A 23,734-nucleotide genomic window follows, 5' to 3' on the forward strand; every position below is an offset into this window, starting at 1 on the left:
ATCAATCAATTTGAACGGTCTTACCGATGCGCATTCTCTGTTTGGGCGGCGGGCCCGCCGGTCTGTATTTCGCACTGCTGATGAAGCTGCAGAATCCGGCCAACCAGATCACCGTGGTGGAACGAAACCGCCCGTTTGACACCTTCGGCTGGGGCGTGGTCCTGTCCGATCAGACGCTGGGCAACCTGCGGGCCGCCGACCCGGTGAGTGCACAGCTGATCGGTGATGCCTTCAACCACTGGGATGACGTGGAGGTGTTTTTCAAGGGCCGCTCGGTACGCTCGGGCGGCCACGGATTTTGCGGCATAGGCCGCAAACGTCTGCTGAACATTCTGCAGGAGCGCTGCATCGCACTCGGCGTCGAGCTGGTGTTCGAAACCGACGTGCAGGACGACCAGGTCATGGCGGCGAAGTACCAGGCGGACATCGTGATCGCCAGCGACGGCCTGAACAGCCGCATCCGCAACCGCTACGCCGACACCTTCAAGCCCGACATCGACCTGCGCGCCTGCCGCTTTGTCTGGCTGGGCACACACAAAACCTTCGACGCCTTCACCTTTGCGTTCGAGCAGACAGAACACGGCTGGTTCGCGGCCCACGCCTACAAGTTCGACGACAACACCTCGACCTTCATTGTCGAGACCCCGGAAGCCGTCTGGAAAGCCCACGGCCTGGACCAGATGAGCCAGGAAGAAGGCATCACCTTCTGCAAAAAACTGTTTGCCAAATACCTGGACGGCAACGCGCTGATGAACAACGCCACGCATGTACGCGGCTCGGCCATCTGGATCCGGTTTCCGCGCGTGGTCTGCGAACATTGGGTCCACCACGAAAACATCGGCGGCAAAGATGTGCCCATCGTGCTGATGGGCGACGCGGCCCACACCGCGCATTTTTCCATTGGCAGCGGCACCAAGCTGGCGCTGGAAGACGCGATCGAACTGACACAGTGTTTTGCCCAGACGCCCGAACCAGCCAAGGCGCTGGAAACCTACGAAGCGTTGCGCTCGGTGGAAGTGCTGAAGATCCAGAATGCCGCCCGCAACTCGACCGAATGGTTTGAAAACGTGGATCGCTACAGCGGCCTGGATGTCGAACAATTTTTCTATTCGCTGCTGACCCGCTCGCAACGCATCAGCCATGAAAACCTGCGCGTGCGCGACGCCTCCTGGCTGCACGGTTACGAGCAGTGGCTAGCCAAAAGCGCCGATCAGCCCGCGCCACCACCGATGTTGCTGCCGTTGAAGGTGCGTGAGCTGCAACTGAAAAACCGTATTGTGGTCTCCCCCATGGCCACCTACAGCGCGGTGGACGGCATGCCCCAGGACTTCCACCTGGTGCACCTGGGCGCGCGCGCGCTGGGCGGCGCGGCCATGGTGTTTGTCGAGATGACCGCGCCCTGCCCTGAAGGCCGCATCACGCCGGGCTGCCCGGGTTTGTGGAACGAGGAGCAAATGCTGGCGTGGAAACGCATTGTCGATTTTGCGCATCGCTCGGGCGAAGGCGTGGCCATGGGCATGCAGCTGGGCCACAGTGGTCCCAAAGGCTCGACGCAGCTCGGCTGGGAAACGCCCGACGAGCCGCTGCCTGCGGGCAACTGGCCGCTGCTGGCTGCCAGCGCCGTCTCGTATGGCCCGACCAACGCGGTGCCGGTTGCCATGACCCGGGACGACATGGCTCGCATCAAGGCGCAGTTTGTCCAGTCAGCGCGCTACGCCGCGCAGGCTGGTTTCGACTGGCTGGAGTTGCATTGTGCCCACGGCTACCTGTTGTCGAGTTTCATCACGCCGTTGACCAACCAACGCAGCGACGAGTACGGCGGTTCGCTGGAAAACCGCTGCCGCTACCCGCTGGAAGTCTTCGAGGCCATACGTGCGGTCTGGCCCACGCACCTGCCTATGAGCGTGCGCATCTCGGCGCACGACTGGGCGCCGGGCGGCAACACGGCCGACGATGCAGTGGCCATCGCGCGCCTGTTCAAGGTCGCTGGCTGCGATTTCATCGACGTCTCTTCAGGCCAGACCACACGCGACGCCAAGCCGGTGTATGGCCGCATGTACCAGACACCGTTTGCCGACCGCATCCGCAACGAGGTCGGCATCCGGACGATTGCCGTCGGCGCGATCTCCGAGGTTGACCATGTGAACAGCATCATCGCGGCAGGCCGCGCCGACCTGTGCGCGATTGCACGGCCGCACCTGGCCGACCCGGCCTGGACATTGCATGAAGCAGCCAAACTGCAGAGCCGGGCCGTGGACTGGCCCCGGCAATACCTCAGCGGCCGGGACCAGCTGTATCGCGAACTTTCAAAGCAAAAACAGGCCTGAGCCCTTATGGGACGGGCACAAGCGACTATCAAATAGGTAGTAAAACAGGAGAACAACATGGACATGGAAGCACGGGGACACCGCGAACATCCGGAGGCGTTGCGCCTGTGGCTGCGTCTGCTGACCTGCACGCAATTGATTGAAAAGCAGGTGCGCGGGCAATTGCGCGAGCAGTTCGACACCACGCTACCGCGGTTTGACCTGATGGCCCAGCTCGAACGTAATCCCGAGGGCCTGAAGATGAATGAGCTCTCCCGCCGGATGATGGTGACCGGTGGCAATGTCACCGGCATCACCGACCAGCTGGTGGCGGAAGGCCTGGTCGAACGCATGGATGTCGAAGGCGATCGCCGTGCCTACCGCGTGCGCCTGACTTCGCGTGGCCGCAAGACCTTTGACGAGATGGCGCGCCAGCACGAAGACTGGATTGTCCAGGCCTTCGGCGGCCTGTCGCCGCGCGAACTGGAAACCCTGCACAAGCTGCTGGGCAAGGTCAAGCAGCACCAGATTGACCTGAACGACCTGAACCAGGAAACGGAAAACGCATGAAACACTACATCTCCTCAAGCAACCCGATGCATAGGCAATTCAACGCGTTTGCAGGCTACCAGGCGCGTCATTTTTCATACGCTTTCGAGGGCGGTGTGGCCACCCTGAGCTTGAACCGGCCGGAGCGCAAAAACCCGCTGACCTTTGAGTCCTACGCCGAACTGCGTGATCTGTTCCGCGCGCTGAACAGCGCCACCGACGTCAAGGTGATCGTGCTGACCGGCGCCGGTGGCAACTTCTGCTCAGGCGGCGATGTGCATGAAATCATCGGCCCGCTGACGAAAATGTCCATGCCTGAAATGCTGGAGTTCACCCGCATGACGGGCGACCTGGTCAAGGCCATGCGCCTGTGCCCGCAACCCATCATTGCCGCCATCGACGGCATCTGCGCCGGTGCCGGTGCCATGATGGCATTGGCCGCCGACCTGCGGCTGGGTACCGCCCAGGCCAAAACTGCCTTCCTGTTCACGCGCGTGGGGCTGGCCGGCGCCGACATGGGCGCCTGTGCATTGTTGCCGCGCCTGATCGGCCAGGGCCGCGCGTCTGAGCTGCTGTTCACCGGGCGCGTCATGACCGCGCAGGAAGGCTTGCAGTGGGGCTTCTTCAACGCGCTGCACGAGCCAGCAGAGCTGCTGGGCAAGGCGCAGACACTGGCTGCGGAACTGGCCGCCGGTCCGACCTTTGCCCATGGCATGACCAAAACCATGCTGCATCAGGAATGGGCCATGACCCTGGACCAGGCGATTGAAGCCGAAGCCCAGGCGCAGGCGATTTGCATGCAGACGAAAGACTTCACGCGCGCCTACGAAGCCTTTGCCGGCAAACAGAAACCGGTGTTCCAGGGAGACTGATATGAAAGCCTCCACTACGCACCTGGCTCTGCCTTTTTTTGACGAAGCGCATCGCGCACTCGGCGAGCAACTCGCAGCCTGGACGCCCGCGCAGCAGGTAGACGAAAGCGACGATCGCCGCGCCTGCAAAGAGTGGGTGCGCCTGCTCGGCAATGCTGGCTGGCTGCGTTACTGCGTGCCTGCCAGTGCAGGCGGGGCCATGGAAAAACTCGACTCCCGCGCGCTGGTGATCCTGCGCGAAACCCTGGCCTTTCATTCCCCTTTGGCCGATTTCGCTTTTGCAATGCAAGGCCTGGGCAGCGGTGCCATCACCCTGGCCGGCACACCTACGCAGCAAGCGGCCTACCTGCCCGCCGTGGCGCGCGGCGACAAGATTGCGGCCTTCGCACTGAGCGAACCCGATGCCGGCTCCGACGCCGGCGCCATGACCACCAGCGCCGATGCGGTGGATGGTGGCTGGGCCCTCGACGGCAGCAAAACCTGGATCAGCAATGGCGACATCGCAGATTTTTACGTGACCTTCGCCAAAACCGATCGCGAAGCCGGCACACGTGGAATCACGGCCTTCATCGTCGACGCAAGTACCCCCGGGCTGGACAGCAGCGAACACATTGCGGTAATGGCACCGCACCCGCTGGCAACCCTCAAGTTTGCGCACTGCCGGGTACCCGACTCGGCACAGCTGGGTGCGCTCAACGGCGGTTTCAAGCTGGCGATGCAGACGCTGGACATTTTCCGTGCATCGGTCGCGGCGGCGGCGCTGGGCATGGCAAGGCGCGCGCTGTTTGAAGCCGTCCGGTTTTCGCGCGAGCGCAAGATGTTCGGCCAGACCTTGGCCGACTTCCAGTTGACGCAAGCCAAGATCGGTGAAATGGCAGCACTGATCGACGCCGCCGCGCTGCTGACTTACCGCGCTGCCTGGTTGCGCGACGACAGCGAGGCCAGCGGTGCAGGCAAACGCGTCACCGCTGAAGCGGCGATGGCCAAGATGACGGCTACCGAAAACGCCCAGCGCGTGATCGACATGGCCCTGCAGATGCATGGTGGCCTCGGCGTCAAAGTGGGCACCAAGGTGGAAAGCCTGTACCGCGACATTCGTTCACTGCGAATCTATGAAGGTGCGACCGAAGTCCAGCAACTGATCATCGGCAAGGCAGTACTGCAATCATGAGTTCTCAAACACACCCTTCCGTCCAGACAGACCGCTTCGTCCACGACCGCTTGCCACCGCAGGACCAATGGCCTCAGATGCGTTACGACCTGCCGGAGCTGCAGATTCCGGCGCAGGTGAATCTGGTTGATGTACTGTTCGGGCGTATTGAAGAACGCGGCCTGTCGGACCGGCCCTTTTTACGTTCCGACAGGATTACCCTGAGCTACGCCGACGCCAGCGAACGCGTCAGCAGGATTGCCCAGGTCCTCACGCAAGACCTGGGGCTTGTCCCCGGCAACCGCGTGTTGCTGCGCGGCGGCAACACCATCGGCATGGCGCTGGCCTGGCTGAGCGTCGTCAAGGCCGGACTGGTGGCGGTGGCTACCATGCCATTGCTGCGCGCCAAGGAACTCGGCGAGATCATCCACAAATCGCAAGCCACCGTGGCGCTGTGCGACGCCGGCCTGCTGGCCGAGTTGCAAACTGCACAAGCGTTGAATCCGGCCCTTCAAACGATTGTTCCGTTCAACCTGAATGAGCCGGGTTCCCTGGCTGTGATGGCCGCAACCAAGGACGGCCACTTCGCGCTCTGTCGCACTTCCGCAGACGACATTGCCATGATGGCCTTCACCTCGGGCACCACCGGCACCCCCAAAGCTGCCGTGCACACGCACCGTGACGTGCTCGCCGCATGCGAAGCCTGGCCGCGCCATGTGCTCAAGGCCAGGCCCGAGGATGTCGTGATGGGCTCGCCGCCGCTGGCGTTTACCTTCGGCTTGGGCGGCATGCTCATCTTCCCGATGTGGGCGGGAGCCTCGGTTTATTACCCGGGCATCCCTTACACCCCGGAAGCCATGGTCAAGCTCATCAATGAGGTCGGCGCCACTATTTGCTACACCGCGCCCACGTTCTACCGCCAGATGGCAGGTTTTGCGAAGCAACATGGCGTGCCCACCCTGCGCACCTGCGTCAGTGCCGGCGAAGGCCTGCCGGATGCCACCCGTCAGCTCTGGAAAGACGCCACCGGTATCGAAATGACCGATGGCATCGGTGCCACCGAGATGTTTCACATCTTCATCTCCGCGGCACAGCAGGATGTACGCCGCGGAGCCATCGGCAAGGTGGTGCCGGGCTATACCGCAAAAGTGGTGGGAGACGATGGTAAAGAACTGCCGCGCGGTACGGTTGGCAAACTCGCCGTGATCGGCCCCACCGGCTGCCGCTACCTGGCCGATGATCGCCAACTCAAGTATGTGAAAGGCGGCTGGAATTACCCCGGTGACGCCTTTCTGCAGGATGCCGACGGATACTTTTTCTTTCAGGCCCGGGCCGACGACATGATCATCACCTCGGGCTACAACGTGGGCGGCCCCGAGGTTGAAGACGCGCTGCTCAAGCACCCTGCGGTGGCCGAATGCGGCGTGATCGGTGTACCCGACGAAGAGCGTGGCATGGTCGTCAAGGCCTTTATCGTGCTCAAACCCGGCCAACCGGCGGATGCAGAGATGACCCGGCTGTTGCAGGACCATGTGAAATCGACGCTGGCCCCCTTCAAGTACCCGCGCCAGATTGAATTTGTGGAAAACCTGCCGCGTACCGAGACCGGCAAGCTCCAGCGCTTCAGGCTGCGGCAACCATGAAATTCGAGACCAGGAAGCAAATCCGGTTTCATCATTGCGACCCGGCCGGCATTGTTTTTTATCCCCAGTACTTCTACTTGCTGCATGAGGCTCAGGAAGACTTTCTGGCACACATCGGCCATCCCGAACACACATTGATAGCCGCCGGCCTGGGCGTGCCCATCGTGGACCTGAAAACCGAGTTTCTCGGCATGTGCCGTTATGGCGACGAGATCGACATCAGCCTTAATCTGACCCGGCTGGGCAATGCCAGCATTGGCATGCACTATGAAATTCATAGCTATCCGCGCCCGACAGATAAGGGCCAGGGCCTTAAACTTCGCGCAAACAGCGTGGTGGTCTGCTCAGAAATACCCAACGGGAAGGTGCTGGGCATCCCGGATGGACTGCGTCAGGCGCTGATGCCTTACCTTGAAACAAAATCGAAAGAAGAACCATGATGAAACTACTGCAACCACCCGGCTGGACGGCGCCCAAGGGATATGCCAACGGCGTGATAGCCAAAGGGGCCATGATTTTTGTGGGCGGACAAATCGGCTGGAATGCCCAGCAGCAGTTTGAGAGCGACGACTTCATCGCCCAAACCCGCCAGGCCCTGCAAAACATCCTGGCTGTGCTGAGGGCAGGTGGCGCTGGACCGGAGCATATGGTGCGGATGACCTGGTACGTGGTGGACAGGGTGGAATACATTGAGCGCCTCAAGGAACTGGGCGCGGTTTACCGTGAGGTGATGGGGAAAAACTTTCCCGCCATGACCTGCGTTGAAGTGGCCGCCCTGGTGGAAGAGCGGGCCCGCATTGAAATTGAAGTCACGGCCGTTTTGCCGGACTGAAGTGTGGTCATCATCTGACGCCTTTTGGATGCGGCCGGGAGGCTCGCCGGGTGAGCTCACCATGGACCTGACAGGTCTTCTGGCTTAAGATGACCTGACTTCCGGTGTCAATGTATTTGGAGATTTCCATGACCCCCACCCGACCGATCTTGACCAGGACCGCATCACATGGCTGACAACACGTCCGGTTTCAGACAAGTCCCGCCAGATCCGGAATTCGGTCTGGCCGAGGCCCAGCGGAGGATGCAGCGGCAGTTGATGGAAACAACGGGCGTCGCCCAGAGCGTTTTTCATCTCGAAACGCAACAGCTCAAGTGGAACGCCCGCACCTACCAGATGTTTGGTGTCAGTCCCGTGGGCTCGCCCATTACGCTGGAATTCGCCATGAACCTGGTCTACCCGGACGATCTGGACCTGCTGGTCCGTGCTCGCGACCAGCTACGCAAGACCCCCGGCGCCATCGAGCTTGACTACCGCGTCATCCGTCCTGATGGCGGGCTGGTAGACGTACATTCGCTGCTTTACGCCGAAACCGATACCCAGGGCCGCGCGCTGGTTTACGTTGAAATGAGTCTGGACGTGACGGAGCGCAAACGTGTGGAAGCTGCCCTCATCCAGTCAGCCCGCCTGTGCCGGGCGCTGGACCAGGTGTCCACTGACGGCTATTGGGAACAGACGGTCGCGGGACAGACCAACCCGGCGGGAAGTCTTACCGCCCCCCTCACTGCCCCCAAGGCAGCCAGTGACGGTCCGCAGCGAAAAATGCGGGTGCTGTATGTCGAGGACAACATGTACAACCTGATGCTGTTTGACGACGTGATGCGAACCCGCGAGGACGTGGATGTTCGCATGGCGCAAAACGGTGCTCAGGGCTATGAAGTGGCCACCACCTGGTTGCCGGACGTGCTGGTTCTTGATGGCCGCCTGCCGGACACGCATGGCATTGATCTGCTCAAACGTATACGTAGCGTGCCTGGCCTGCAGGCCACACCAGCGTACATGTGTTCGGCAGACACTCAGCCGGAGCACAAGGTGCTTGCGGAACAGGCGGGGTTTGTGGGCTACTGGACCAAGCCGGTGGACTTTGACAAGGTGTTTGACGAGCTGGACCGGATAGCCGCCAATAGCGACCTGCGTTGAGTCGGCCCCGGTCAGCGTCAAGCCGGCTGAAGATTGAGGGACGCTACAAGGCGGTTGAACGTCTGCACAAGTGCGGCGCCTGAAACCCGCGTTACTGGATACCGGCTGCCGGCGTAACCGAGCTCTCACGCATGATCAACCAACGGTCATCCACTCGCACCCACTGCAGCGTTTTGGTCACGACGTCACGGTAACTGGCGGACCGATAGGTCTGCCTGAACGTTGTCGATGCATGAGTTGCATCGGTCTTCGTCACCGACACTTCGCTCACGTCAACCGCAATATCCACCGCGCGCCCCAGAACAGCCTTGCGCTTTTCCCTCCAGGCGTTGCGGTCACTATCTGCGGACGGCGTAAAACCAGGCGCGTAAAACCCAAGGTAGGCGTCTACATCACGCCGGGACCATGCAGCGCGCCAGCCTTCCAGTGCCCTGTTGAGATCGTCGCCGCTCGCTGCTTCAGGCAAGGTGCCAGAAGGCGCAGCAGAAACCACGGTCGCCGGTTTGGGAGCTACCGCAACCTGGGATGCAAGAGGCAATGCAGTGGCCTGACGCGCCGCTTTCTCGCGGGCATTGATCAGAGCCGTCTGTTTCTCAAGAGATTGCTGGGGCTCAGTGCCGCCAGATCTGCTCGAAGGTGCGGCCGGAGCCGGCGCAGAGCCGGGTGGGGATGCCGGCGCCGTTTCGCCGCCTGGAGAAAATGGTATTCCGCCCGGTGTCAGCACCTCTTGCACGGCACGCTCCCGCGCATTGAGCAACGCGTTCCGCTTGACCAGCTCCTCAGCACGCAGAAGCAATGCGCCCTTGTCAACCACGTACACCGCTACAGGTTCGGGCGGGCAGTGCTGCGATGCGTCCTCGCCTTCGTTCCATTGATCCTGTCCAGGAACTGCATCGGTTTCGATTTTTGACAACTCAAGGGCACCGAGCAAGGTACCTAGGCCCGCGTGCGTCCTGGCGTAAGCAATGTTGAGATCCTGCTCGGCGTTTGCCACCGCGCGCCGCGCCTGGAACAGTTCATTTTCTGTGTCGAGCAAATCCAGCAAAGTACGCTGGCCAATGTCAAATTGCTGGCGGTAGGCATTGCGCGCCTTCTCGACAGACACCTTGTTCTGATCGAGGTAACCCAGCTGCTCCTTGAGCTTGCGCGCATCGTTGTACGCAATCAGCAACGTTTGCCGAATATCCCGGCAAGTCTTGTCGCGCAGGTCCTTGGCCACATTGAGCTGTTCGGCAAACTGGCGCTGCCGCGCCCTGTCGCTCAATCCGTTGAACAGGTTCCAGCTCATGACCACCTCCGCCACAGTGGTGTCGGAACTGCCGGGAATGCCATTGAGATTGTTGCCCTGATCCCGGCGCAGACGCAGGTCGAAGCGTGGCTGGTAAGCACCGCTACGGGAAGCCAACGCGGCATTGGAAGAGCGCACATTTTCAATCGAAGCGCGCAAGGCACCGTTGCGCTGCTGTGCCTCTCGCAGGGCAATGGTGGCATCGGTCGGAATATTCTGCGTGAGTGCTGGCGGCAGAGGCATTTCAGCGGCCGGCATCAAGCCCACGACGCGCTGAAAACGTGCCGTGGTGTCATGCAAATTGGAGGTTTCCGTCAGCAGGTTGGCTTCCGCCAATGCCAACCGTGCGGAAATCTGCTCCAGATCCACGGCACGTGCCACCCGCGCCTTGACCCGGCGCTCCGTTTGGTTGAAAACCGAACGGTGCTGAACAAAATTCTCCTCAGCGAGGCGCACAAGTTCCCGATACCGCAGGACGTCGTAATATGCACGGACAGCTTCAAGCGCCACGCTCTCGGACGTATCAAAAAACTCAAAAAGACGCACCAGACGCGCGTGATCCAGACGCTTGACGTCGTTGCGCGTGGCAAAACCGTCGTAAAGCAACTGGGTGATGGTTAAGGAAGTTGAGCTTCTGTCGAAGTGGGTGCTCGCAACGGTCGCAGCATTGCGCCGCTCGACGCCACTGCCAGCGGCCAGATCGACCTTGGGGAAAAATCCCCCTGCACTGACGCCACGCTCGCCATCTGCCGCCTTGAGGGTATGCCAGCGCGCAAGCACCTCCGGATTGTTCAAAACAGCGTTCTGCACCGCCTCTTTAAGGGCCAGTGGCTTGGTTGCCTGCGCAAAAGAAGGAGCCGAGACAACCAGAGCGGTACATAGCGCCAGGGAGTGAAGCAAAAAACAGGGGGGATTTGTCATGCGTCGCGCCCGGGCGTTGTGCGCGCAAGGGATATGAGGAACAGACATAGGCTCTCGCAAGCTCATGCGACCAACAGTGTGGCCGTTACACTGCGAAAGCATGGGACACGGGCAATCGACGCCGCCATCGACAGAGCAAAGCTTTTTGGTGGCTTTTCGGACATCTTTTTACTCTCGCTGCGGGGAAACCCAGCTGTACATATCGGCACGGGAGGCGTCAACTGCTGATCTGACCTGTTGAAATTATTCGAATTCAGGTTAACAAATCACAGGTAGTTACTGTTTTATATAGACATTTTCATGTTAACGCAGGGAATTCGGAAGAGCAATTAATATCCCGGGGCAAATCCGCCATTGCGGCAAAAACGAAACACTTGAAGCACTTTTCAAAGGCCTTCCTGGTCGCTCTGTTGGTCTTCGTTGGTGCACTCAAGGTCGCCGCGGTTGATTTTGACCGGATGCAAGCCGTCCTGGCACAGCGCTTTGGTCCGGCAAGCCAAGGCTCTTTTCGCGACTGGCAAAAGCTACTTCAGGACAACGCCGATCAAGCGGCTCCTGCCAAGCTCCGGCAAGTCAACGACTTCTTCAATCGCCAAGTCAAGTTCCGGGATGACCAGTCGGTCTGGGGACAAAGCGACTACTGGGCCACCCCCATGGAAACCCTGGGCCGAGGCGCTGGCGATTGCGAGGATTTTGCAATTGCAAAGTACTTCACCCTGCTGCTGCTCAACGTTCCCGACGAAAAATTGCGCCTGATCTATGTACAGGCCCGTCTTGGCGGGGCCAACAGCAGCATCACGCAAGCTCATATGGTCCTGGCCTATTACACGGCTCCGGATGTAGAACCCCTGATTCTCGACAACCTGATCAATGACCTGCAGCCCGCTTCACGCCGCGCAGACCTTCAGCCTGTTTTCAGCTTTAACAGCCAGGGGCTCTGGCAGGGGGCCTCAGGCGCCCGGGGGGCCGGAGGACCTGCCAATCTGTCGCGCTGGCAGGAGTTGCTCAGACGCGCGCGTGCCGAAGGCTTTGATTGAATCCGTTTAGAAACCGCTATAAAGAACCGTTCCGAGGGGAATCTTCCATGTCGATGTACCGCCAAATGTGGCTTGCAATCATTCTCAGCACCCTGCTGGCGCTACTGGGCAGCTTGCTTGCGTCCACGTTGAATGCTCGCAACTACCTGTCTGAGCAGCTGAGCTCAAAAAATACCGACAACGCGACTGTACTGGCCTTGGCACTAAGTCAGCAAAATGCAGACGCTGTCATGGTGGAGCTGACGGTGTCTGCCCTTTTTGACAGCGGCCACTACGAACTGATACGCGTTGCCGATCCGCTGGGAAAGATCATCGTCGAACGCGTGGCGCCGGTAAAAACTGGCGCAGTTCCGGAGTGGTTCGTCAAGGCACTTCCCCTGGACGCCACGCCCGGGAAGGCGCAAATCAGCAACGGATGGAATCAGCTCGGCACCCTGACACTCGTCAGCGACAGCCGTTTTGCCCATCTGGCGCTATGGGAAAGTGCTATGCAGCTGGTGATCGCACTGAGCCTGTCAGGTTTGGTAGGCGGCATCCTCGGAGTTATGACACTTCGGCGTTTGCATGAGCCATTGCAACGCGTCATCAAACAGGCGACCGACATCAGCGAACGTAGATTCGTAGTGATAGATGTTCCGGATGTGCCGGAACTACGCCGGCTCGCAATCGCCATGAACAGCACGGTCACGCGCCTCAAAAGCATGTTTGCGGAGGAGGCACAGCGCCTGGAAGTCCTGCGGATTGCGGCCAATTACGACCCCTTGACTGGTCTGGCAAACCGGACTTTCTTCCTGGTTCAATTGCTGGACTCTTTAGACCGTGAAGAAGCGGTAGGCAGCACCCTGCTATTGGTCCGCGCTTCGGATCTTTCCAGACTCAATCGGCAACTTGATGCAAGCGCTGCCAATGCCCTTCTTAAAAGCTTTGCAGAAGCCCTGAATCGTCATGCCGTTCAAACCGACGGCGTAGCGGCTCGCATCGGTGAGTTTGACTTTGCCTTGCTGGTCCCGGCGAGAGTCGATGCCCGCGAGACGGCAAACGAGTTGCTCTCTTCATTGTCAGCGGACAGCCTGGCTGGTCAACCCCTGAATGTCTGTATCGGCATGAGCAGGCTCAAGCATGGTCAGGACATGGCAGGACTGATGGCAGAAGCCTCAAGTGCATTGATTGCAGCGGAAACATCAAGCGGCAACTCCATTCGTGAGGCCACCACCAAAACTGCAATTGAGGACGATGAAAAAACCGTCGAGTTGCTCAAGTCCGCAATCAATGAGGGCCGGGTCCGCCAGTTGCTTGTCCCAGTTCTGGACATGCAAGGAAAACTTGTCCATCACGAATGCGCCATGGAACTGATGCTTGATGGCACGGAAGTATGGCAACCCGTCAGGCACTTCCTTCAGATCGCCGACAAATTCCATCTGCTCCCACTAATGAATCTTTCAGCCATTCGACTCGCATTTGAAAAAATGCGAGTCGACCCCGACCTGCCGGGCCTGGCCGTGAGCCTGCTGGGAGACACGGTTGACGAAAAGAATTTTCAAGCTCAATTGCTGGAGCTAACAGGGAAAAATCGGGATATTGCCAACCGCCTTTGGCTGGAGGTGCCCGAAGCAACCGTAGCCCGAAACATCGAAGGGTTCCGTGAGCTGGCAATTTCAATTCGAACCGCTGGAAGCAAGGTTGGCCTCGAAAACTTTGGCCGCCATTTCAATCAGGTCAGCGCGCTGCATGACTTCGGGCTCGACTTCCTCAAGATCGATTCCAGCCTTGTCCGGGGATTGCAATACAGCACTGACAACCAGATCTTCCTCCAGAGTCTGTCTGCCATTGCGCACAAAATGGGCACCCTGGTTTTTGCCGAAGGTGTGATTGACCGGGCGGAGCTGGTGGCTCTTGAAAGCGCGGGGTTCGATGGTGCGTCCGGACCGGCCGTTAGAGAGCCTGGTTGAAAGTAGTTGCGAAACAGCCGTCGAATCTTTCCGATCCGACGACTGTTTTCAAAGCAAGACCACGCGATCAGTCGGTATTGAGTTTTCCCTTCGTCAGCAAGTCCTGAATGACTTGCTGGTCGGTGGTGTAGGCCCCAATCATGTCGATGCCGGACAGAACAATCCTCTGATCCTCCGCGCCCGTAACCACACCTGACGGTGCGCCGACCGTATGAGGATCCGAAGCAAAACCGCCTGTCGTGCTGATATGAACAATCGTGTCGGCCCCTGATTTTTCGAAATGCAGGAAGTTCGCCAGATTGTCTTGCCCCAACAGTGAGCCCGCTGTTTCTCCCACCAGAAGGTCGCGCAGATCCAGAACGTCTCCACCCGCGGCACGAGTTGCCAGGTCGAAGTCAGTCACCGTATCGGTAACGGGTGCACCAGCTGTCCCGCCATCGTTAAGTTCCCAGGCAAAAATGTCAGCACCAGCGCCGCCGGTCAAGGTATCAGCGTCCTGCCCTCCGATCACAAGATCACGGTCCGCTCCGCCGCTGATGATATCGCTGCCGGCACCACCCTCCAGCCGATCATCCCCTGCCCCACCCGTCAGCGTGTCGATACCGGCATTGCCGAACGCAAAATCTGAATTCGCGGTAAGAGTGGGGGTATTGTTGCCTCCCGTACCTTCGTAAGCATTCGTGATGCTCACCAGGCTGAGGAACTGATCCACCGTATGAACGCCTTTGGTAGCGCTGATGTCGATCATCGCCGATTGCGCCGTGGTGATCCCCGTCACGGTCAGGGGGCTGTCGAAGCTCCATGTGGAAATATCTATAAATTGCGTGATACCGGTGCTGGTGGCGGTATGACCGCTGTCGTCGCTGACCACCCAGCCACTCTGCAAACCCGACACTGTCAGCGTGTCAAATGCGCGCGCCGTCACATCAAACTGGAAGCTACCTCCGTCGTTGGCAATACCCACGTCGTGATGGTTGGTCTCGGTTTCCCAGATAGACCGCACTTGTTCGTTGGTCAATACGTTACTGTAAATTCGCAGGTCATCCACACCGGCATTCAGGTACTTGTCATTAGCGATGTTGCGGGAGAAATCGTTGTTGACGCCATTGGTAAAACCGATGCCGAATACATTGGTAATGGTGCCTTGCAGCCCTGTCGCTGTAACGGTGTTCTCAAGTACGCCGTCTACCCAAATCTGGGTTTCCCCGGTGGTCGAGTTACGGGTCATTGCAACGAAATGCCAAGTGTCGTCGGAAATGACGGTGGTACTCTTGGCACCCGCCGTATTGCCCACATTGAGAGCGATATGTCCCGTGTTGTCAATCCACCCCCATTGCGCATCGTTGACCGCACTGTTTTGCTCAGAACCAATAACGCTCGGCCGGTTCCAGCCAATATCGGTCCCCCCAAACTGAGCCGCATCGGTTGTGGCGTTTTGAGTTGTCTTGATCCAGAAGGTGACAGTCGCAGAATTGGTGATTGGATCGAGTTCGGCAGGATCCACCGAGAGCGACGCGCCTTTGCCGTCAAACTGCAAAGCGGTATTCGATGTCGTGGCATGACCCGTAATCCATGTCGGCGTGGCGTTGCCATTCGTCGTATTGGCATCTGCCAGCGTACCAATAATGTTCCGGTATTCGTTGAGCGCAGGAACGCCGAATCCCTCGTCAAACGTCCATTGACCGACTGGCCGCACCTGCAGGATGGGCGCGCTGTCAAGATCGAGAATCGTAGCCGTCCCGACAGCCACTGAATTGATAACCGGGCCGGAAGAAACGGTGGCCGTGAGTGTAAAAGTCTCCGAACCTTCGATACTGCCATCAGCTGTCGTGGTCGTGCGGACCAGAACACTGGTTTTACCGGAGGAAATCACCATGGCCCCGGTATAGTTTGCCCAGGTCGTTCCGCCGTTAACTGAATATTGCAAACCTGCGCCGTAGTCAGCACCCGTGGCCGTACCGTTGGTGGTTTCCAGTGTCACTGTCACATCGTTGGCAGTTTGCGCGCCAAGCCGGATGTCGAACATTGCGTAGTCGCCCTCCACGATGGTGGTGTCGTTGACCACAGCCATCAATGGGGGATCGCCGGCCGACATGCCTTGCTGGAAGATATGGAAGGTCAGTGTCTGCGAATTTGTCGCTGTCGCGCCATTGAGGCTCTCGGTGGAGGTCGCCGTAACACCCAGATCCACCCGACCGGAGTAATCTTCCGGGAACATCAAATATGCGGCAGCGAGTGCGCTGTAGGGAATCGTCACCTGCCCACTGATCGGGCTGTAAGTAGTTGCGCCAGACACGATACGAGATCCCCCCGGCATGTTGGTGATAACAAGGGACAGCGTTTCTGAACCATCAGTATCCACCAGGCCGGCCGTAACTTGTCCGGCCAACGAAATGCGTGTGACGGTGCCGTAGTTGGCGCTGAGATAGTTGTCCTGCATGGCGCCTTGGGCTTCCACCAGGCGAATATCGTCGAAATAACCGCCAACACCGTTGCCACTTTCGGGCGAAGTGGTTTGAATCGTGATCGTATGGCTGCCCGTCGTAGCGAAGCTGAAGCCTGAGCGCACCGCCTGCCACACAAGGGAGGAGTTGGCAGCGGACGCTGTATACGTGCCAACGACAACACCGTCCACCAGCACCTGGAAGCCGGTATTGGCAGTCGGCGCTGCATCGGGTGCGTAATTCAAGCTCAATTGATAGACGTGATTGATGTCGGTCACGTTGATGGTTCGTGTAATCGCCGGCGTCTGGTAGTTCGGGTTGAGTGCCGACACTCCATTAACCGCATTGTCCAGATGCAGAAATACGCGCTGTGCATCGCCACCAGTCGTGCTACCAAGCATGCCCGCTGCGGTATACAAGGTAGCCGAATTCGAGTTGAGTATCTGGTCTCCGTCCGCATTGAAGTAGAACTGGCTGACCTGCGTTCCCCCTGAAGTACCGACGGTATCTGCAACCGCAGGAGTGGTCAGCGACCACCCTTCGATTGCAGCAGTTCCCATGGCATGCGTTGCATTGTTGGTGTCGTCTGAGGTAGCCGTGAGCGCCCCGACCGACTCCCAGCTGGTATTGAAAACCTGGGTCAGCGAATTGTTGACCGTCAGGCTTGGCGTGTCTGCGACCGCAGTGACATTGACCGTTGCGACTGTACTGGTGCTGTTGGCGCTTGAGTTGTCGGTAGCAAAGAAATTGAAAGTCGTGCTGCCAGCCCAGTGAGTGGTGGGCTGGAAGTACAGCGTCAAACTGCCGCCAGACGCAGCGTAGGCCGTGCTGGTTGCCACGGCTTGCGTCATTCCCGCATCGGTATACAGCGTGCCGTTGGCCGGAACACTACTCAACGTGAAGGTGCTGACCGTACCGTTGGGATCGACCGCACTCAGTGTGATGGGAATACCACCGACAGCATCCTCGTTGCCAGTGGAACTTGCCACTGCGGCAATCGGATCGCCGGAAGTTGCGACATTGACTGTCGCGTTCGCCGTATTGCTGACTGTGACGCCATCAGTGACCGTCACTGTAAAGCTGCGTGCAGTCAAACTCGCCGTCGTACTTGCATTGGTAAACGTAATGGCCTGAAGTGCCGTCTGGTAATTCGCCACGCTCGCAGAACCTGAGAGAGTCACGATGTTGTTGTTCGCACCCGAAATCACCGCAGTAATGCCGGATGGCAAGCCGCCCACAGCCAGCACATCGCTGGTTTGCCAATTTGTCAGCGTGATCGTTGCGCCGGTCAGATTGGCATTGTCGGCGTCCGAGATCACATCGTCGAGATCGGCGATCCTGACTGGCGTCGGTGCCGGACCGACACTTCGGATGAAGTAGTTGGAAAAATCCGTACCCGCCGCGTTACCGTCGAGGTCAAGCACGGGAGCGTCATTAATTGCAGTCACATTAACGGTTGTGGTCGCAGTACCGCTGTCAACTAGCCCGTCGTTCACTACAACCGTGATTGTCCGCGGTGTCGTATTAGGGTTCTCGGATGTACTGGAGTAGGTAATTGCACGCAAAGCCACCTGGTAGTCTGCCACCGTCGCAGCACCAGACAAGGTCAGGATATTGTTGTTCGGACCGGACAAGGTATAGGTGATACCAGCTGGAATTGACCCGATCGCCAGCACGTCACCAGCCTGCCAGTTGGTCAGCGTAACGGTGGCACTCGCGAGATTGGTGGCGTCATCCGACAGAGTCATGTCCGAATCGGTGATCTGTACCCCAGTTCCGTTCTCGGTATAGGCGGCTACATAACCGGTCCCTGCCACACTGCCGTCCAAGTCGAGTATTGGCGCGTCATTAACAGCAGTGATGTTCAGTGTGATCGTGTCCACATCGGTCAAAGTACCACCGGCACCAGTGTTACCAAGGTCGCTGGTAGTAACGGCCAACGTCACGGTGCCATTGGCATTGGCCGCCGTTGTATAGGTCACGGCGCTTGCGGCAATAAAGCTGTTGATATTTGCCTGGGTACCAGTGAGAACCAGGCTGCCGGTACCTGATCCGGCAACCGTCACCCCACCGGCGGAGACCGCACTCAGTGTGCCTGCTGGCACCCCAAATGTCACTGTCATGGTGCTGCCGCTTGCGTCGGCATCGCTGATGCTGATACCGGTAATAACCGATGCTACGTCCTCAGTGACGGTAATCGAGGCCGGGGTCGAATTGACTGGCGCATCGTTGATTGCGCTGACCGTCACATTCACCGTAGCGGTTTCCGTCACGCCGCCACTGGTCACGGTGTAGGTAAAGGAGTCGTTGCCACTGTAGTTGGCGTTGGGGGTATACGTCAGCACACCCGCAGCTGTGAAGCCGACCGTGCCATTGGCGCCCTGCGTCACCGCCGTGACGACTCTTCCGGCATTTTCAAAAGTATCTGCGGTCGCTCCGCTCGTTCCCGTAATGACATTGAAGCTGAGTGGGGTGTCTTCGGTAGTTGTGACAGCATCATTGGTAATGTCTGCAACCGCCGCTAGTGTGATGGTCACCGTATCGACATCGGTCAAGGCACCACCGCCCACATTCCCGCCATCATCGGTCGTCATGGTCAGCACAGCAGCGCCATTGAAATCTGCTGTTGGCACGTAAGTCACTGCGCTCAACCGCGTATTGATGTTAGCCACGGTCCCGGTAAGAGTGACCGTGCTGGTATTGTTGTTCGTAATGGTGGCGCCGGACCCGGCCACCGTAATGGTGCCGTTGGTCACAGTCAAGGTTACCGTTATCGTTCCGGTATTGCCGTCTGCGGCATCGGAAATCGACAAGCCAGTGATAGCCCGGTTCGTATCCTCGGTCCCAGCAAACGCCGCAGTCACGGTGTTGACAGGCGCATCGTTGACCGCGGTCACCGTGATCGTGCCGGTGACGGTAGTACTCAGGTTCCCGGCATTATCTAGCGCCCTGTACGAGAACGTCGGAGCACCGTTGTAATTTGCATTCGGCTTGAAATACAGCGTCAAACTTTGGGTTGCCAGCGGCGTCACGGCGATATTGGCGTTCAATACCACCGCTTGCGTCATGGCCGCATCCGTGTAAAGCGTGCCATTGGCAGGCAATACCGTCACCCTGAAATTGTTGATCGTTCCGTTCGGGTCACTTGCATTAAGCGTGATCGGAATCCCGGCGGGGTCATCCTCATTGCCGGTTGCACTGGCTGCAACCGCAACAGGTGCACTAGTGGATCCGTTGATGGTAATTGTCGTATTTGCGGCTGTACTTGCAGTAACTCCATCAGTTACAACAACAGAGACTGTTCGAGTGCTGTTGTTGGTCGATGTGCTGTCAAATCTCATGGATCTGATGGCTGTCATGTAATTTGCAAGGGTATCGGTTCCGGACAAGGTCAAAACGCCTGTTGTCGAGTTATAGGCACTCCCGGTAATGCTCGCAGTATTGGTAAACGTCAGGACATCCGTCCCTTGCCTGCCGGTGCCAATCGTGATGGTTGCCCCCGTAAGTGTTGAGTGATCCAGATCGGTAATAAGAATGTCTGCATCCGCTATAGCAATGGGATTGCTGACGTTGTCGAAGAAAGTAGTGGCATAACCCGTCCCGCTGGCGCTGCCATCCAGGTCCACGACTGGCGCATCGTTCACAGGATTAACATTGACCGTCGAGGCAATGGAAAGTGCGGTGGTATTCACGCCACCATTTGCCGTCCCGCCGTCATCGGTAATTTGCGTCAGCGTGAACACCCTGTTTCCATCACTCGGGTTGTCTATGCTGGTATTTTGGTAGGTAATGCCGTTGACGAGGGTCTGCGTGGCGGCGTTGGCAAGAGTTCCACCGCTCAACACCACGGTTGCCGTGCCGGAAACAATGGTGACGCTGTAAGTCATTCCATTGGTAGTCGTGGTTCCTGACGTATCAGCACCCAGTGTGATGGTTGTTCCGTCCACCACGATCTGCTCGTTGGCGCCGTTGAGCAAACCGCTGACCGTGAAAGTGAGCCCGGTGACCGATTGGGTGGCCTCCACAGCACTGACCGTCGCACCACTGAATACCGATACCGCCGCAGCCTGCGTCGAACCAGCACCCTCGGTGAAGGTCGGATTGGAAGCTGTGGCAGTCAAGGTTGGCGCATCATTCACCGCCGCAATATCCAAGGTGACGGTATCCACATCGGTCAGGGTACCGCCTGTGCCAGTGTTACCCAGATCAGATGTGGTGACCGTCAAGACCACACTGCCGTTCACATTGGAAGCCGTCAGATAGGTCACATTGGACGCCGCAATGAAAGCGTTGATGTTGGCTTGTGTTCCAGCCAGAACCAAACTGCCGGTACCAGACCCGGTTACGGTCACACCGCCGCTGGAAATGGCTGCCAACGTACCCGTCGGAGCACTCAGGGTTACGTTCATCGTACTGGACGATGCGTCAACATCGCCGATGCTGATGCCGGTGATGACAGTCGCGACATCTTCCGTGCCTGCGATGGAAACAGGCACCGTGTTCACCGGAGCGTCGTTGATGGCAACGACGGTAATCCCGACTGTGTCCACGTCGGTCAACGCACCTCCACCAACGTTTCCATTGTCATTGGTTGTCATTGTCAGTGTGTCTGCACCGTTGTAATTGGCGTTCGGCACATAGGTGACGTTGGACGCAAGCGTTGCATTGATTTGCGCCACGGTGCCGATTAGCGTGACAGTACCTGTTCCGCTGTTGGCAATACTGGCCGTGCCACCGGTGACTGTCAAAGTACCGTTCGCCACAGCGAGCGTAACAGTCATGGAGCCGACGTTGCCGTCGGCCGCATCGGAAATCGTCAACCCGGTAATCGCTTTGTTGGTGTCTTCGTCGGTCGTCTGCGCAACCGTCACTGTATTGACCGGTGTGTCGTTCACCGGCGTAATGTTGAGCGTAATGACATCAGTGTCGCTGAGTGCTCCGCCGGTACCAGTGTTGCCACCGTCATTGGTGGTCATAGTCATGACAACGCTGCCGTTTGCATTGGCGGCCGTGGTGTAGATCACCCCGGAGCCTGCAATGAAGCTGTTGATGTCGGTTTGCGAGCCTGTCAAAGTCAGTGTATTGCTGCCGGAACCGGCGACGGTCACACCACCGCTGGTCGTTGCCGTAAAGGTTCCAGCTGGTACGCTCAATGTGACGGTAATCACACCCGCTGCGACGTCAACATCGCTGACGCTGATACCGGTAATTGCGGTCGGCACGTCCTCGGTAATCGAAATCGAACCGGCAACCACATTGACCGGGGCATCATTAACGGCGGTCACAGTGACATCAACGGTAGCGGTCTCGACTGCGCCGCCCGACGTCACCGTATAGGTAAACGATGCGAGGCCAACGTAGTCAGCAGCCGGTGTAAAGATCAGTTGGCCGCTGGTATTCAGACTGACGGTACCGTTTGCCACAGCAACAGCGGAGCCACCGGCGGTAATCGCCAGACCTCCCACTGATGTAATTGTTCGACCAGCATTCTCAAAGCTGTCATTGGTGAGCACGCTAATGGTGATTGGCGTGTCTTCCGCTGTTGTTGCCGTATCGTTGGCTATATCAACAGTAGGAGAGACCGTGATACTGACCGTATCCACATCGGTCAACGCGCCACCGCCGACGTTGCCGCCATCATTGGTCGTCATCGTCAACGTTTCTGTGCCGTAGAAATCTGCCGTCGGCACATAATTCACCGTCGCGGCCAGTGTCGCGTTGATCTGGGCCACTGTGCCAGTCAATGTTACTGTGCCGGTGCCGCTATTGGTAATGGTGGCTGTTCCGCCACTCACCGTCAACATGCCGTTGGCCACAGCCAGGGTCACAGTCATAGTGCCACTGTTGCCGTCAATTGCATCCGAAATCGACAATCCGGTGATGGCTTGGGTAACTTCCTCGCTGGTCGTCTGCGCGCCCGGAACTGTGTTGACCGGCGCATCATTGACCGGGTCGACCGTGATGGCAACCGTGTCGGTGGCATTCGAGAAAGCTGTGGTTCCGCCATTGGTGGAAGTATCGACCTTGGTTCCCGCCGTTCCGGAAGTTTGATCCCAGGCACGAATCGTCAGGCCGGTTGTTACCGTCCCGGTGTAGTTCGCATTTGGCTGAAAGTAGATACGCGTATTGGCGTTTGATGCCAAGAGCAAGGAACTGGCGTTGCCCACGGCGCCAACTGCTATCCAGTTCGTCCCGCCATTGGTTGAGTAGTACCAGGTGCCATTGGTAGCATCGGCTGCTGTAATCGCGATCCCTTGGATTGCACTGCCATCAGCATCTGTGCTGCCACCCAACAGGGTCGAGATCAAGCTACCCACGGCACCGGATGGCGTAGCCGCATCTTCATTGACACTCGTTAACGTCAGGGCGGTGTTTGCCAGCACGGCCGCGTCTTCTGCGCCGTTGATGGTCACCGTGATGGTCTGGGTGCTGCCGTTCGTGGCCGTGTAGGTGATCGTGTCCGTCGTGCTCTGGCCCACGTCCAGGAACTGCACCGCCGCGTTGTTCAGCGTGTAGGTCCAGGTCCCGCCCGACAGCACGAAGCTGCCGTAGCCGTTGCCCCCGGCCGTGCTGGCCACGTTGGCAAAGCTCACCGGCTGGTCATTCGTGTCGACGTCGCTGATGCTCAAGGCGCCGCTGGCCGTCGCCGCGCCGTCTTCGGCCACCGTCCCCACAAACACGCCGCCTATCACGGCCGCGTCTTCTGCGCCGTTGATGGTCACCGTGATGGTCTGGGTGCTGCCGTTCGTGGCCGTGTAGGTGATCGTGTCCGTCGTGCTCTGGCCCACGTCCAGGAACTGCACCGCCGCGTTGTTCAGCGTGTAGGTCCAGGTCCCGCCCGACAGCACGAAGCTGCCGTAGCCGTTGCCCCCGGCCGTGCTGGCCACGTTGGCAAAGCTCACCGGCTGGCTGGCCACCTGAGTACCGTCTTCGGCCACCGTGCCCACAAACACACCCGCTATCACCGGCGCAGCTTCTACAACAGGCTGCGAAATTACTCCTGGTGTGGGAGTCAACACCGGCGCCACCAAACTCTCTTCTGGAGATATACGGGCAATAATTTCGTCACCAACCGAGCGCCGATCAAGAGACGCATATTCATAACTCAACGGGGCAAGCTGCTCGGCTGTTCTGAACAAACGAACAAAATTATTGCCGTCGTCTGGCCTGAAAGCGGTAGCACGACCATCAGAAGTCGAATTCACACCGGCCGATGTTTCCTGCAACAATCTGTCAAGGCTGCTACCCTCGTTAATCGCATTGAGAATAGTTGTCAGTTCTCCAACACGCGTCAGGAGAGCCCCGCTATTCCCATCGGGCAACAAGTTGTCAAATACCGTGGAATCGAGGGTTACAGTTTCTCTGGAACGAAGAAGAAACTTTCCGCCCTGATCAAACGCTAGTTCCACACGGCCGCCGGCCGTTGTAACGATTACCTCGCCCTCGAAAACAGGGTCGCCAAATCTGAGTTGACGCTGCTCACCTTCGGCATTTTGGGCAAACGCCACCCCTTCAATCAAAACCACATTGCCCACAACTTTGGCTTCATTTGCCATGGCGATTCCAGACGGAGTTATTACAATTGGATCCAATGTAGTCCGTT

Annotated in this window: 12 protein-coding genes; 10 read left to right on the forward strand and 2 right to left on the reverse strand. The window is 58.5% G+C overall.

The genetic code is table 11. From position 1 onward, the window contains the following. The first annotated feature begins 26 nt into the window (after window positions 1–26). The 8 genes from B0B52_RS04685 (at window position 27) to B0B52_RS04720 (ending at window position 8,492) form a co-directional block, all read left to right on the forward strand. The gene (locus tag B0B52_RS04685; protein WP_077592458.1) at window positions 27–2,327 is read left to right on the forward strand and encodes a bifunctional salicylyl-CoA 5-hydroxylase/oxidoreductase; all 2,301 of its coding nucleotides are present in this window, start codon (window positions 27–29) and stop codon (window positions 2,325–2,327) included. A gap of 57 nt (window positions 2,328–2,384) precedes the next feature. Next, window positions 2,385–2,876 carry a MarR family winged helix-turn-helix transcriptional regulator gene (locus B0B52_RS04690; RefSeq protein ID WP_077592459.1) on the forward strand — a complete coding sequence of 164 codons (492 nt, stop codon included), beginning with the start codon at window positions 2,385–2,387 and terminating at the stop codon, window positions 2,874–2,876. Continuing rightward, window positions 2,873–3,727: an enoyl-CoA hydratase family protein gene (locus tag B0B52_RS04695; RefSeq protein ID WP_077592460.1), complete on the forward strand. Its 855-nt coding sequence runs from the start codon at window positions 2,873–2,875 to the stop codon at window positions 3,725–3,727. The genes B0B52_RS04690 and B0B52_RS04695 overlap by 4 nt, the downstream gene beginning before the upstream one ends. 1 nt (window position 3,728) lies before the next feature. Next, window positions 3,729–4,898, forward strand: coding sequence for an acyl-CoA dehydrogenase family protein (locus B0B52_RS04700; protein ID WP_077592461.1), 1,170 nt, complete (start codon window positions 3,729–3,731; stop codon window positions 4,896–4,898). Continuing rightward, window positions 4,895–6,520, forward strand: coding sequence for an AMP-binding protein (locus B0B52_RS04705; RefSeq protein WP_077592462.1), 1,626 nt, complete (start codon window positions 4,895–4,897; stop codon window positions 6,518–6,520). Before B0B52_RS04700 ends, B0B52_RS04705 begins: the two co-directional genes overlap by 4 nt. After that, window positions 6,517–6,960, forward strand: coding sequence for a thioesterase family protein (locus B0B52_RS04710; protein WP_077592463.1), 444 nt, complete (start codon window positions 6,517–6,519; stop codon window positions 6,958–6,960). The genes B0B52_RS04705 and B0B52_RS04710 overlap by 4 nt, the downstream gene beginning before the upstream one ends. Beyond that, window positions 6,957–7,352, forward strand: a complete 396-nt coding sequence (locus tag B0B52_RS04715; RefSeq protein WP_077592464.1) for a RidA family protein — start codon at window positions 6,957–6,959, stop codon at window positions 7,350–7,352. Before B0B52_RS04710 ends, B0B52_RS04715 begins: the two co-directional genes overlap by 4 nt. A gap of 168 nt (window positions 7,353–7,520) precedes the next feature. Beyond that, a complete protein-coding gene (locus tag B0B52_RS04720; RefSeq protein ID WP_077592465.1) occupies window positions 7,521–8,492 on the forward strand; it encodes a response regulator in 972 nt (323 codons plus the stop codon). Window positions 8,493–8,583: 91 nt separating this feature from the next. Here B0B52_RS04720 and B0B52_RS04725 read toward each other — a convergent pair whose 3' ends face one another. After that, window positions 8,584–10,701, reverse strand: coding sequence for a TolC family outer membrane protein (locus B0B52_RS04725; RefSeq protein ID WP_077592466.1), 2,118 nt, complete (start codon window positions 10,699–10,701; stop codon window positions 8,584–8,586). Window positions 10,702–11,075: 374 nt separating this feature from the next. Between B0B52_RS04725 and B0B52_RS04730 the strand changes: the two genes are divergently transcribed. Continuing rightward, on the forward strand, window positions 11,076–11,738 hold the full coding sequence (locus tag B0B52_RS04730) for a transglutaminase-like cysteine peptidase (protein ID WP_254425641.1): 663 nt from the start codon (window positions 11,076–11,078) through the stop codon (window positions 11,736–11,738). 47 nt (window positions 11,739–11,785) lie between these two features. Further along, entirely contained in the window at window positions 11,786–13,687 is a 1,902-nt protein-coding gene (locus B0B52_RS04735; protein ID WP_077592467.1) for a LapD/MoxY N-terminal periplasmic domain-containing protein, read from the forward strand. A gap of 67 nt (window positions 13,688–13,754) precedes the next feature. On the opposite strand, the gene B0B52_RS04740 is transcribed toward B0B52_RS04735, so the two are convergent. Next, the gene (locus B0B52_RS04740; RefSeq protein ID WP_077592468.1) at window positions 13,755–23,687 is read right to left on the reverse strand and encodes a tandem-95 repeat protein; all 9,933 of its coding nucleotides are present in this window, start codon (window positions 23,685–23,687) and stop codon (window positions 13,755–13,757) included. Window positions 23,688–23,734 lie beyond the last annotated feature (47 nt).

The organism is Polaromonas sp. A23 (assembly GCF_002001015.1).
Taxonomy (GTDB): Bacteria; Pseudomonadota; Gammaproteobacteria; order Burkholderiales; family Burkholderiaceae_C; genus Polaromonas.